Genomic DNA, 12,627 nt, shown 5'->3' on the forward strand with positions numbered 1-12,627 from the left:
ACGGTTGTTTTTATTTTATGCAAAGGTAGTGATTTTATTCATAAAAGTACCTTTTAAGTAGCTTATTTCTTAGGTCTGTGCCCGACAGACATAAGGTGTAATACCATAAAAGATGCGCCGGAACAATGGCCGACGCATCTTTCTGTGGTTATGGATCCTATATTCGAGCGCTTATTTTGCCTCTTCCGGCAGCATAATAACCGAGATATGATTCTTGTTTTTAAGGAACTCAGCTACGAAAGCAGCGATAGATTGCGGCGTTTGTGCTTCGATGAGTTTCTTGTAGTCGGTATGGCTGTCGATGCCGTATTTGTAGAATTGGTTGATTACCCTCATCCAATAGCCGTTGTTTTTCTCTGAATCGTCGGTCTGTTTCAGCATGAGTTTCTTCACTTTATCGACCATTGTCGCGTCTACATCTTTGGCCAAATTGGGTAATTCGTTATTCATAATCTCGATAGCGATATCCTTTTTCTCCGGTTTCATCGGACAATAAGCAAAGAATTGCACGTTGTGATAATTGTCGGAAATGGTGGCTGCACCCTGTGCACCGCACGCATATGCGGCACTGGCATCCTCGCGTATCTTCTTCAGATATACCATGGAGAGCACTTGTCCGGCGATATCGGCCTTGATAGAGGTTTCGACAGAATAAGGCATAACATCGTTGTACCACATCATATAGGCTATGGATTTGGGCGTTTCCATCTTGCGTAAGAACTTATTTTCTATATTCCCTTTCTGCAGGAATGCCACTCTGTGACCTTTCTGCACCTTGCCTTTCGCCGGCAGAGAGGCAAGATAGCGGCAGATAAGCGGGCGAATGGCGGCTTCGTCGTAGTTTCCAACGATGGTAAAGCGCCATGCTGCTGCGTTTGCAGTACACTCCTTGGCGATTTGCAGAATGCGGTCGTAAGAGATGCCTTTCAGGTCTTGTGCCTGTAGTGGCGTAAGGCGCGGATTATGTCCGTACATGGTAGCGGTGAGACTGTCACGGAGTGCGATCTCCGGAGATAGTGCACGATTCTTCAAACTTACCTCGTATTGGCTGATCAACTGGTCGTATGCTTTCTGATCCTTGTTGATATTGGTGAAATAGAGATAAGTCATTTGGAGCATGGTCTCTACGTCTTTCGGTGTAGAAGAACCGCTGATGGCGGCATATTCGTCAGACATAGACAGGTCGGCATTGGCAATCTTTCCTGCAAGAGCCTTGGTAAGTTCGGTGTTGGAGAAACTTCCGAGTCCGCTGATACCTATCGCTTGGTCGAACATCTGCAGGTTCTTGTAATCTTTTGCACCATAGAGAGAGTTACCGCCATAACCGGCTCCCGAGAGTATAACCTGATCCTTCTTGTAATCGGTCTTCTTCAGAATTACGGTAGCCCCATTGGACAGCTTCAATTCAGTATAGCCCAGTTTCGTGTTTTTCTTCTCGCTTTTGATAGTACCTGCCTTGGGCAGCGTCTTTATGAGCGGTTCGTTCTTCACATTGTCTACGTATGCGTCGATCTTAGTCGCACGCGCTTCCTTCACTGCACCCAACAATCCAGCCTCGGTAGGATATACATTTCCCTCCTTTTCATTATTGAAACTAACGATCACCATATTACTGTCATTGGCGGGAATTAGTTCCTTCATTGCCTGATTAACGGTCTCTAAAGGGATGGCAGGGATAATCATTTTCATCGTTTCATAGGTGTACTCGATGGGCGGCATGGGCTCGTTATTGAGGAAATGCCCAAGACATTCGCGGAAGAACTGGCGGTTCGGACGCTTGTCTTTGTTACTGTAAGCCTTGTCGAGTGCACTTAATTGATCGGCTTTATAGCGCTCGTATTCGGTCGGAGTGAAGCCATAATCGGCCGCGCGGCGCACTTCTATGAATGCTGCCTTGAGTGCCTGAGCGGTTTGAGCTATGTCTTTGGGTTCTACATCCAGATCGAATGCGTCTTTCGTTTTAGCAAAAATATAGCTTCCATCCCTTACGTAAGCGTTTGTATAAGGGCAGTCTGCTTTCTGTGCAGCTTCGGTAAAACGGTTGTTGAGCATAGACATAGCGGCGTTTTTCACATAGTCGGCCACGATGTAAGCGATGGTATGTTTCAGCGAATCGGGGAATACGTCGTGCTTGAACATCAGCTCTACGTCGCTCGTCCGTTGCTCCTTATCCTTATCAATGATAACGATCGGTTGCGGTGTATCGGGCACCGGTTCGTCTACAATGGGCTGTGCGTTCTTGGGATTCGTAATAGGTCCGAAGAGTTTTTTGATCATCTGTTCGGTGTGGTTCACGTCTACGTCGCCGATAACGATGATGCCTTGGTTTTGCGGGTGATACCATTTCTCATAATAGTCGCGCAGTTCTTTCGGCTTGAAGTTATCTACCACGCTCATCAGTCCGATGGGATAGCGCACGCCGTACTTACTTCCGGGGTAGAGTTTCGGTAGGTTTCGTTCGAACATACGGCTGTTTGCGCTTGTACGCAAGCGCCATTCTTCGTGGATAACCCCACGCTCTTTGTCTATTTCTTTGGGGTCCAAAGTCAGTCCGTCGGCCCAATCACGCAAGATAAGCAGGCAAGAATCGAGCGAGCTTTGGCGGTTTGTGGGCACATTATCTATGTTGTAGACCGTTTGGTCGATGCTTGTATATGCGTTAAGATCGCCACCGAACTCTACTCCGATGGAGCGACAATACTCGATGAGGTCGTTTCCTTTGAAGTTATCGGTACCGTTGAAGCACATGTGTTCGAGGAAGTGAGCCAATCCTCTCTGGCTTTCGTCTTCCTGAATAGAACCGACTTTCTGCGCTATATAGAAGTTCGCGCGGTGTTCGGGCCAATTGTTATAGCGGATATAGTACGTAAGTCCGTTCGGTAGTTTGCCAATTCGCACGGCTGTATCCGTAGGAATCGAGGGCAATTCCATTTGTGCGTGTACCATTCCTGCAACAAACAGCAGGCATAGGAGTAATAATTTTCTGATTTTCATACCGTATTAATTTTGGATTGAAATAATATATGTGTTGCAAAAATACAAAAAATAAACAGAGCGCGTACGATTTTTGTTCTTTTTAGGGGCTGAAAACGAGATTTATTTTTTACGGATAATGGTCAGTCCGTCGCGCAACGGAAGGATGACACGCTCCACACGTGTGTCGGTTGCCACGAAGTCGTTGAACGCTTCGATGCCGCGTGTCTGACTGTCGTTATCATAGGAATGGTCTACTACATGGCCGTCCCACAGCGTGTTGTCGGCCAAGATGAAACCGCCTTGACGCAGCACTGTGAGCGTCATTTCGTAGGTTTGCAGATACGTGCGCTTATCGCCGTCGATGAAAGCCATATCGAACGTTACGCCTGCCCGAGGTGCCAATACGTTGGCATCGCCTATGATAAAGTTGATTTTATCGGCAACTGTCGATCCTTCTATCCACGGGCGTGTGAACTCTTCCATCACATCGTCGATCTCATACGTCCATACTTTGCCTCCTTCTTCTAATCCCTCGGCCATACAGATGGCGCTATAGCCGCTGAAGGTGCCCACTTCAAGGATATTATTCGGCCGTATCATACGCACAAGCATGCGGAGCAACCGCCCTTGAAGGTGCCCGCTTGCCATCCGTCCGTGCAGCGTATGGATGTTGGTGGCGCGGTAGAGGCGGTACAGATAGTCGCCCTCGGCATCGATATGGCTATCGATGTATCGGTCTAAGGCTTCATTCATTATCGGCAGACGGTTCGTTACGGGCCAGCAGGCCTGCGATGGCAAGGCTGTAGGAATGCAGTCCGAAGCCGGCAACTACGCCGATGCAGGCACTTGCAATCATGCTTTTGCGGCGAAATTCCTCGCGTTTGTGCACGTTGGAGATATGCACTTCTACCACCGGACATGCCAGCGACAGGATACAGTCGTGCAGGGCAATGCTCGTATGTGTATATGCACCGGCGTTAAGCACGATGCCGTCGGCGGTGAAGCCTACCTCCTGCATGCGGTCGATAAGTTCTCCTTCGATGTTGCTCTGATAGTATTCTATTTCTACATCGGGATATTGCGCACGCAATTCCGGCAGGAAAGCATCGAAAGAGCTATTGCCATAAATGTCCGGTTCGCGTGTTCCGAGCAGATTTAAGTTAGGGCCGTTGATAATTTGTATCTTCATAAGCAATGACGGTTGAATGGTATATTACGTATGTATGCAGGCAAAGTTACGGAAAATGGATTAAAATTCAAAGCCTTTTCGGTGAATGTTGCACGTAGATAAGTTACTTTCGGCATTCTTACACGTACAAAACGGGCGATTTAAACGGCCGTTTCTTGGTGTTTAGGAGTACTTGCACTATCTTTGCATAAGATAGGCGGCGCCTCAACAAATTGAAACAAGTTTCTTTGTGTTCGGCTTGCACTATCTTTGCATAAGATAGGCGGCACCTCAACAAATTGAAACAAGTTTCTTTGTGTTCGGTTTGCACTATCTTTGCATAAGATAGGCGGCGCCTCAACAATTTGGAACAAGTTCCATTGTGTTCGGCTTGCACTATCTTTGCACATAATTCATATTGCGGATAAACGGTCATGCAAAAAAAGAAAACGATTGCGAACAGCACTGATGTGGTGAAAGCTTACGTGCGTTATCTGAAACTTGAACGCAACTATTCTCCCCATACTTTAGAGGCTTACCAGCACGATTTGTCGTGGTTGATCGGCTATTGTGCGCAACAAGACCTGAACGTTTTCGAGCTTAAACTCGCCGACTTAGAGCGTTTCGCCGTACAGATACACGAGCATGGTGTAGGTCCTGCCACGCAAGCACGCATATTGAGCGGTGTTCGTTCGTTCTACAAATTTCTCGTGCTCGACGGGTATATCGCTGCCGATCCTACCGAACTCTTGGAGTCGCCCCACATAGGAGAACACTTGCCCGAGGTTCTTTCTGCTGCTGAAGTAGACATGCTCGAAGACTCTATCGACCTTTCGAAGTGGGAAGGGCAACGAAATAAAGCCATTATAGAGATGCTTTTTTCGTGCGGCCTGCGTGTTTCAGAGCTGGTAAACCTCAAATTATCGGACTTATATATAGAAGAGGAGTACGTAAGGGTGCTGGGCAAGGGCAACAAGGAGCGGTTGGTACCCATCTCGCCCAAGGCCATCAAGGAACTTAAACTGTGGTTCATAGACCGCAATTTGATGCAGATAAAGCCCGGGGAAATCGATTTCGTGTTCTTAAACCGCCGTGGCAGTCATCTTACCCGCACCATGATACTCATCATGATCAAGCGTCAGGCCGAGGCAGCCGGCATTCGTAAAACCATCAGTCCGCACACTTTGCGCCATTCTTTTGCTACCGAACTGCTGAAAGGCGGTGCCGATCTGCGTGCCATTCAGGAGATGTTGGGGCACGAGAGCATCGGGACGACAGAGATATACACCCATATAGACATAAGTACACTGCGCGAAGAGATATTGAACCATCACCCCCGAAACATTATGTACAATGAAAAGAATGCCGACAGAAAGCCGGATTTGTAGGTTAAAATAATGGGTTCCGCACTCTTGTTTTCTGTTTGTATCAGAAACGTTTTGGGTGCCTTTGAGCACAATCCCGATCCTTTTTATTGCATGAGAGTTTTGCTTGCCGGTGTTAGATGGCAGGTCTGCTCGGCTTGCATAGACCGTCTGTAACGGATAGAGAGCATATCTATCGCTATTAGGCGATAGGTCTGTCTGCTTTGAAATTGTTCCCTGTTTTTTCAAAACTTTCGTTTTTCTTACGGTCGATCCCCTCTCTACCTCTCTTTCTTACGAGGAGAAAGGCAAACAGCCCCATGGGCTACTCCCACCTCTTTATATATGTTTAATGCTTTTTATTTTGCTGTTTGTAGATTTTACGGTACCTTTGCAAATCTAAAAAGTTTCTTAAAATATAAAGATATGGCATATTTATTTTCATCGGAATCGGTTTCTGAAGGACATCCCGATAAAGTTTCCGACCAGATATCGGATGCCCTGCTCGACCAATTTCTGGCTTACGACGACCATGCACGGTGCGCCATCGAGACGTTTGTAACCACGGGGCAAGTGGTAATTATGGGAGAAGTGAGGTCTGATACCTATATAGACTTGCAGACTATCGCCCGAAATACGATTAAAAACATAGGTTATACCAAGGCCGAATATCAGTTCGACGGCGACAGCTGCGGCATTCTTTCGGCCATACACGAGCAGAGCGACGACATCAACCGCGGTGTAGACAACGGTACGGAAGAGAATCAAGGCGCGGGAGACCAAGGTATGATGTTCGGTTATGCTACGAACGAAACGGAGAACTTCATGCCTGTATCGCTCGATTTGGCCCATCTGATCGTGCGAACTCTTGCCGATATTCGCAAAGAGGGCAAAGAAATGACTTACTTACGCCCCGACTCTAAGAGCCAAGTAACGATAGAATACAGCGACGAAGGTATCCCCCAGCGCATCGACACCATAGTTGTATCTACGCAACACGATGACTTCGATGCCGACGAACCGATGCTTGCCAAGATTAAAGATGATGTTTTGCACATACTCATGCCACGTGTAAAGGCACAAATCCATTCGGATAGAGTGCTTGGATTGTTTAATAGCAGCATTAAATACTTCGTTAATCCCACGGGGAAGTTCGTTATAGGCGGGCCACATGGGGATACTGGACTCACCGGACGCAAGATTATCGTAGATACTTACGGCGGTAAAGGTGCGCATGGCGGTGGCTCTTTCTCGGGCAAAGATTCGAGTAAAGTGGATCGTTCGGCAGCTTATGCGGCACGATATATAGCAAAGAATATGGTTGCGGCAGGCGTGAGCGACGAGATGTTGGTACAAATAAGTTACGCAATCGGTGTGGCTAAACCGGTAAACATTTATGTAAATACCTACGGGCGCAGCCATGTAGCGCTGTCGGATGGCGAAATAGCAGAGAAAATAGCTACGATGTTCGATCTTAGACCTAAGATGATCGAGCGAAACCTGAAGCTCCGACAGCCGATGTATCTCGAAACAGCGGCCTACGGGCATATGGGTAGGCACAACGAAGTGGTAGAGAAAACCTTCTGTAGTCGCTATCATCCTACGAAAACCATGCAGGTGGAACTCTTTACATGGGAGAAACTCGACCGCGTAGACGATATTAAAAAGGCCTTCTCACTGTAAAACAGTTTCGTTGCTACAGACAGATTCCATAGCGATAACGGCATCGGAGGCAAGTGTTGATATACCTGTAAAACCCCGACGCGAGCAACCTACTCCCGCTCAAGTGCTGAAATGGTTGCCCAAGAATGCCACGCCGGCACAGCAAGACTCAGCTGTTCAGGCAAACATCAAACCGAGCGAGATACATTGGAGCGGGCGCCCTGATACGCTACACCTGCCGGGGCACTCTGTGGGGAAGAGTTTCCGTGACACGAGTCTGCCGCAATATTACCGCGAATCTTTTTTCTCTGAGAGCCCTTTGTTTCATCCCGAATTGAGCGGAGGCAGGCAAGGAGTGGCGGGAGATCCCGTGCCTTACACCATTGCAGGCGATAACTTGATTACCGGTTTGCTGCTCGGATGCTTCATATTGGCCATGGTTGCCTTTGCTCAGTCGCGTAGGTTTATAGCCCGTCAGGCCAAGAAGTTCTTTTATGTGCCTCGAAGTAAGATGACAGTTATTAGTGAAACATCGACTGAATTGCGCTTCCAATTGTTTCTTGTGTTGCAAACGTGTCTGCTGTTTTCGCTTACTTATTTCTTTTATACGCTTACTTCGGTGGGCAGGACCTTTATTCTGGAGCAATATCAGATTGTGGGTATCTATGCTGGGGTATTTGCCTTGTATTTCTTTATCAAGGCAATGCTTTATGCAATTGTCCATTGGGTGTTCTTCAGCCGTAGAGATAATGAACTTTGGATGAAGTCCTACCTGTTCTTGATATCTACGGAAGGAATATTGTTGTTTCCGCTTGTCATGCTTCAGGTGTATTTCAACCTGCCGTTAGAGACAGCGTTTGTTTATTCGATCATCGTCATTGCCTTGGTTAAATTACTGTCTTTATACAAGGAATACATTATCTTTTTCCGGCGAAAGGGCGCTTTTTTGCAAATTATTTTGTACTTTTGCGGACTCGAAGTGATGCCATTCTTAGCGTTGTGTGGCGTTTTGATGATGATAAGCAATTATTTGAAAGTAAATTTTTAGTACATATCTGATGATGAAGAAGATACTGGTTTCACAACCACAACCGGCAAGTGACAAGTCTCCGTACTATGATATCGAGAGGGAATATGGCGTGGAATGTGTGTTCCGCCCTTTCTTTAGAGTAGAAGGATTAACGGCAAAAGAATTTCGGCAGCAACGGATAAATATTCTTGATTATACGGCTGTGGTGTTTACCTCGCGTCATGCGATAGACCATTTCTTTACTTTGGCGAAAGAATTGCGCATCACTATCCCCGAAGACATGAAGTATTTTTGCGTAATAGAGACTATTGCACTTTACATTCAGAAGTATGTGCAATATCGTAAACGCAAGGTGTTTTTCGGTTCGACAGGCAAAATAGCCGATCTGATACCGATAATGGCTAAACATAAGAATGAGAAGTATCTCGTGCCGATGAGCAGTGTACACAACGATGACGTAAGACTTTTGCTCGAAGCAAAGAAGCTACAACATACGGAGTGTGTAATGTATCGCACGGTAAGCAATGATTTTACGGAAGACGAAATAAAGAATTTCGATTACGATATGGTGCTGTTTTTCAGTCCGACAGGAGTGAAAGCTTTGCAAAAGAACTTCCCCGATTTCGAACAGGGCGATATCCGAATAGGTGCTTTCGGTCCTGCTACGGCTAAAACAGTGGAAGATGAAGGACTTAGACTCGACTTGCAAGCCCCGAGTAATGAGTTCCCGTCGATGACGAGTGCACTGAAAGCGTATCTTGACAGTCATAAGAAATAAACACACAATATGATAAATGCCTGCATCCGGAGCTTTTACATTGAGTAAAGAAGAGCGGATTTGCAGCCGTACGCTGATAGAGTCGCTTTTTAATGGAGGCGGAAGTCATGCACTTTCGGCATATCCTTTGCGGGTTGTTTATAAACTTGAAGAACAGCACGCGGAACAAAGGGCAAAGGTGCAGATAATGGTTAGCGTGTCTAAAAAGCATTTTAAGCATGCTGTGAAACGCAATCGTGTGAAACGGCAGGTGCGCGAAGCCTATCGGAAAAATAAATCTATCATCGTAGAGAAGGTTCCTTCGGGCAGTTTGCTGCTTATGGCATTTATATGGCTTGCCGACAATCTCTACGATACACAGGAGGTGGAGCAGCGTATCTCAGCACTCCTGATGCGAATAAAGGAGCGCTTATGAAGGTTCTGAAGCATATATGGCATTGGATTGCGGTGCTTTTTACATGGTTGTTGTTGGTCCCTGTTATATTCTATCAGAACTTCATATCGCCTTATACTCCATCTTCGTGCCGGTTTACTCCTACATGTTCGGAATACGCACGGCAAGCTCTTCTGAAACATGGACCGGTAAAGGGGCTGATACTTGCCATATGGAGAATATTGAGATGTAACCCTTGGGGTGGCAGCGGATATGATCCGGTGCCGTAAGTTTCCTCGACAGAGGGCCCCGATAACTATATTTTTTAATATACGATAATAAATATTATTCGATGACAAAGAACTTTGTAGAAGAATTGAGGTGGCGCGGAATGTTGGCACAGATGATGCCCGGGACAGAAGAATTTCTGCAGAAAGGCATGGCATCGGCCTATTTGGGAACCGATCCTACGGCAGATTCGCTGCATATCGGTCACCTTTGCGGTATTATGATGCTGCGCCATTTGCAACGTTGCGGCCATAAACCATTCATTCTTGTAGGAGGTGCTACCGGTATGATCGGTGATCCGTCGGGCAAGAGTCAGGAGAGAAATCTCTTAGATGCAGATACTCTTTATCACAACCAAGAGGCAATCAAGGCGCAGGTTGCCAAATTTCTTGATTTCGAAGCCGAGGGTGACAATGCTGCTGAGATGGTAAACAACTACGATTGGATGAAAGAATTTACATTCCTCGACTTTGCTCGTGAGGTTGGAAAGCACATCACGGTGAATTATATGATGGCGAAAGACAGCGTGCAGAAACGACTTAACGGAGAAGCACGTGACGGATTGTCGTTTACGGAGTTTACTTATCAATTGTTGCAAGGATATGATTTCTTGTATCTGTATCGCAAATACGGCGTAAAATTGCAACTTGGAGGCAACGATCAGTGGGGAAATATGACCACCGGAACGGAGCTTATTCACCGTACGCTCGGTAATGATACCGAGGCGTATTGCCTTACTTGCCCGCTTATTACCAAGGGCGATGGCAAGAAATTCGGCAAAACGGAGAGCGGGAATATATGGCTCGACCGTAATCGTACGACACCTTACAAGTTCTATCAGTTCTGGCTGAATGTAAGCGACGACGATGCAGAGAAATATATCAAGATATTTACCAGCCTTGAAAAGGACGTTATCGATGCTTTGATAGCAGAACATCGGCAAGATCCCGGGCGTCGTGTATTACAAAAACGGCTTGCCGAAGAGGTTACTGCTATGGTGCATTCGAAAGAAGACCTCGATATGGCTGTGGAAGCCTCTAATATTCTGTTTGGTAAGTCTACTAAGGAGAGCCTGTTGAAGCTCGATGAGGCTACGTTACTTGATATCTTTGATGGCGTCCCACATTATATAATAGAGAGAGAACAACTTGGACAACAGGCGGTAGACATTTTTACTTTGGAAGGTATGGATATCTTCCAAAGTAAGAGTGATATGCGTAAATTGGTAAAAGGCGGCGGCGTTTCGGTGAACAAAGAGAAACTTACCGCTTTCGACAGTATTATCTCGGGTGCCGATCTTATTGATGGAAAATATATACTTGTACAGAAAGGCAAGAAAAATTACTTCTTGATTACAGTGAAGTAATAAGAAATGTTTGTAAAAATTTGGTAGTAGATGAAAAATCTACTACCTTTGCATCCGCAAAATGTCCTATGGTGTAATGGTAGCACTACAGTTTTTGGTTCTGTCAGTGGTGGTTCGAATCCGCCTGGGACAACAGAAAAAGACGATCCGTTTGGACCGTCTTTTTTATTTGTAATCAGTCTTACAATTTATTTTACTGCATCGGCAAGTTCAGCACCAACTTTAAATTTGGCAACTTTCTTTGCCGGAATATTAATTTTTTGTCCCTTCTTAGCAGGATTAACGCCTACGCGAGCCGGACGTTCTGTAACGCTAAATGTACCGAAACCGATGAGCTGAACTTTATCACCTGCAACGAGAGCAGCTTTTATAGCCTCTGTTGTTGCGTCTAATGCTTTCTTTGCAGCTGCTTTGCTCAAGCCTGAACCTGCTGCGATCTTTTCGATTAATTCTGTTTTGTTCATAATTTTGTTTATTTTGTTAATTAATAGAATGGTATTTTCGTTATTACTTCGCAAATATAAGTTAAACATTTTAGAAATCAAACAAAAAACAAAGAAAAGTGAAGTTATTTATGAAAAAATATCTTATAATAAGGCGTTTTTATGCTAAAAGACGGATATTTTTCTTATTTTTGCTGTTGTAAAATAACTTTATTTGAAATATATATTTATGTTCAATATACCGACAGTAACGAGAAATCTGCTTATTATAAATGTGGTGGCATTTATTCTATGTGTGTTATACGGGGCAAATGTTTATGATGGTGTGACAGTTTATAGGTTGAATAGTATACTGGGCCTTCATTTTTTCTTTGCACCCGATTTTCATATCTACCAATTGTTTACTTATATGTTCATGCATGCGGGCTTCGAGCACATATTTTTTAATATGCTTATGTTATGGATGTTTGGGTGTGTGGTAGAGCGCGTATGGGGAGCGAAGAAGTTTCTTTTTTATTATATATGTTGTGGTGTGGGGGCCGGACTGTTTCAGGAATTGGCACAATTTATGCAGTTTTATTTCTTTACAAGCAATAATTATCCCGGCGTAGAGTTTACTACAATTGTGAAAGCTGCGGGTTCGGCCTTGAACGGATGGACTACAGTAGGGGCTTCAGGAGCTATTTATGCGATATTACTTGCTTTTGGCATGACTTTTTCAGAAGAAAAAATGTTCTTCTTTCCGTTCCCAATACCGATTAAAGCTAAGTGGTTTGTCGTGATATGTGCAGGCATAGAACTTTTTTTGAGTTTTACTTCGGCCGGCGATCATGTAGCTCATGTGGCTCATCTTGGGGGAATGATCTTCGGATTTTTCATGATTAAATATTGGCGACATCATCCCGATAGTGCTTATAAAAGGTCTGCTGGACAGCAATTCTTTGATAATCTGCGTACACGATGGGAGAATCATACACAGCGAAAATCGAATAATAATCAGCGCTATTCTACGAATAACAAGCATGAAAGCGATTGGGATTATAACGTTAAAAAACAAAGACGACAGGAGGAAATAGACCGTATTCTTGATAAGATACGTAAAAGTGGTTACGATAGTCTTAGTTCTCAGGAAAAACAGACACTTTTCGATAGCAGTAAAGAGTAGTAAACTGACGGATT

General features: G+C 45.1%; 12 protein-coding genes and 1 tRNA gene. 9 read left to right on the top strand and 4 right to left on the bottom strand.

Annotated features, from left to right (window positions below; genetic code table 11):
* Positions 1 to 171: 171 nt before the first annotated feature.
* The 3 genes from BN3912_RS10830 to aroQ all read right to left on the bottom strand — a co-directional run bounded on the left by BN3912_RS10830 (position 172) and on the right by aroQ (position 4,165).
* Complete coding sequence (locus BN3912_RS10830) at positions 172 to 2,994, bottom strand: M16 family metallopeptidase (protein WP_023983988.1); 2,823 nt, start codon at positions 2,992 to 2,994, stop codon at positions 172 to 174.
* A 102-nt stretch (positions 2,995 to 3,096) separates the two neighbouring features.
* A complete protein-coding gene (locus BN3912_RS10835; RefSeq protein WP_023983987.1) occupies positions 3,097 to 3,729 on the bottom strand; it encodes an O-methyltransferase in 633 nt (210 codons plus the stop codon).
* Positions 3,722 to 4,165 (bottom strand): type II 3-dehydroquinate dehydratase, encoded by a 444-nt coding sequence (gene aroQ / locus BN3912_RS10840; protein ID WP_023983986.1) that lies wholly within the window; start codon positions 4,163 to 4,165, stop codon positions 3,722 to 3,724. Before aroQ ends, BN3912_RS10835 begins: the two co-directional genes overlap by 8 nt.
* A gap of 413 nt (positions 4,166 to 4,578) precedes the next feature.
* Between aroQ and xerA the strand changes: the two genes are divergently transcribed.
* The 8 genes from xerA (at position 4,579) to BN3912_RS10885 (ending at position 11,138) form a co-directional block, all read left to right on the top strand.
* Entirely contained in the window at positions 4,579 to 5,532 is a 954-nt protein-coding gene (xerA, locus tag BN3912_RS10850) for a site-specific tyrosine recombinase/integron integrase (protein WP_023983985.1), read from the top strand.
* A gap of 402 nt (positions 5,533 to 5,934) precedes the next feature.
* A complete protein-coding gene (metK, locus tag BN3912_RS10855) occupies positions 5,935 to 7,191 on the top strand; it encodes a methionine adenosyltransferase (protein ID WP_023983984.1) in 1,257 nt (418 codons plus the stop codon).
* Positions 7,192 to 7,201: 10 nt separating this feature from the next.
* Entirely contained in the window at positions 7,202 to 8,218 is a 1,017-nt protein-coding gene (locus BN3912_RS10860) for a DUF4271 domain-containing protein (RefSeq protein ID WP_004368976.1), read from the top strand.
* Positions 8,219 to 8,228: 10 nt separating this feature from the next.
* Positions 8,229 to 8,978: a uroporphyrinogen-III synthase gene (locus BN3912_RS10865; protein WP_004368975.1), complete on the top strand. Its 750-nt coding sequence runs from the start codon at positions 8,229 to 8,231 to the stop codon at positions 8,976 to 8,978.
* Between the two features lie 16 nt (positions 8,979 to 8,994).
* On the top strand, positions 8,995 to 9,393 hold the full coding sequence (rnpA, locus tag BN3912_RS10870; RefSeq protein WP_004368974.1) for a ribonuclease P protein component: 399 nt from the start codon (positions 8,995 to 8,997) through the stop codon (positions 9,391 to 9,393).
* Complete coding sequence (gene yidD / locus BN3912_RS10875; protein WP_023983983.1) at positions 9,390 to 9,641, top strand: membrane protein insertion efficiency factor YidD; 252 nt, start codon at positions 9,390 to 9,392, stop codon at positions 9,639 to 9,641. The genes rnpA and yidD overlap by 4 nt, the downstream gene beginning before the upstream one ends.
* Positions 9,642 to 9,703: 62 nt before the next feature.
* Positions 9,704 to 11,005 (top strand): tyrosine--tRNA ligase, encoded by a 1,302-nt coding sequence (gene tyrS / locus BN3912_RS10880; protein ID WP_023983982.1) that lies wholly within the window; start codon positions 9,704 to 9,706, stop codon positions 11,003 to 11,005.
* Between the two features lie 62 nt (positions 11,006 to 11,067).
* A tRNA-Gln gene (locus tag BN3912_RS10885) sits at positions 11,068 to 11,138 on the top strand.
* A 55-nt stretch (positions 11,139 to 11,193) separates the two neighbouring features.
* On the opposite strand, the gene BN3912_RS10890 is transcribed toward BN3912_RS10885, so the two are convergent.
* Entirely contained in the window at positions 11,194 to 11,469 is a 276-nt protein-coding gene (locus tag BN3912_RS10890; protein ID WP_016665398.1) for an HU family DNA-binding protein, read from the bottom strand.
* Between the two features lie 208 nt (positions 11,470 to 11,677).
* Between BN3912_RS10890 and BN3912_RS10895 the strand changes: the two genes are divergently transcribed.
* Positions 11,678 to 12,613, top strand: coding sequence for a rhomboid family intramembrane serine protease (locus BN3912_RS10895; protein ID WP_023983980.1), 936 nt, complete (start codon positions 11,678 to 11,680; stop codon positions 12,611 to 12,613).
* Positions 12,614 to 12,627: the final 14 nt, after the last annotated feature.

It is taken from the genome of Prevotella phocaeensis (assembly GCF_900065875.1).
Classification (GTDB): Bacteria; Bacteroidota; Bacteroidia; order Bacteroidales; family Bacteroidaceae; genus Prevotella; species Prevotella phocaeensis.

Coding starts and splice junctions, on each gene's coding strand:
- yidD (WP_023983983.1), top strand. CDS start 9,390: ATGAAGGTTCTGAAGCATATATGGCATTGGATTGCGGTGCTTTTTACA.
- BN3912_RS10895 (WP_023983980.1), top strand. CDS start 11,678: ATGTTCAATATACCGACAGTAACGAGAAATCTGCTTATTATAAATGTG.
- aroQ (WP_023983986.1), bottom strand. CDS start 4,165: ATGAAGATACAAATTATCAACGGCCCTAACTTAAATCTGCTCGGAACA.
- rnpA (WP_004368974.1), top strand. CDS start 8,995: ATGCCTGCATCCGGAGCTTTTACATTGAGTAAAGAAGAGCGGATTTGC.
- BN3912_RS10890 (WP_016665398.1), bottom strand. CDS start 11,469: ATGAACAAAACAGAATTAATCGAAAAGATCGCAGCAGGTTCAGGCTTG.
- BN3912_RS10835 (WP_023983987.1), bottom strand. CDS start 3,729: ATGAATGAAGCCTTAGACCGATACATCGATAGCCATATCGATGCCGAG.
- BN3912_RS10830 (WP_023983988.1), bottom strand. CDS start 2,994: ATGAAAATCAGAAAATTATTACTCCTATGCCTGCTGTTTGTTGCAGGA.
- tyrS (WP_023983982.1), top strand. CDS start 9,704: ATGACAAAGAACTTTGTAGAAGAATTGAGGTGGCGCGGAATGTTGGCA.
- xerA (WP_023983985.1), top strand. CDS start 4,579: ATGCAAAAAAAGAAAACGATTGCGAACAGCACTGATGTGGTGAAAGCT.
- BN3912_RS10865 (WP_004368975.1), top strand. CDS start 8,229: ATGATGAAGAAGATACTGGTTTCACAACCACAACCGGCAAGTGACAAG.
- metK (WP_023983984.1), top strand. CDS start 5,935: ATGGCATATTTATTTTCATCGGAATCGGTTTCTGAAGGACATCCCGAT.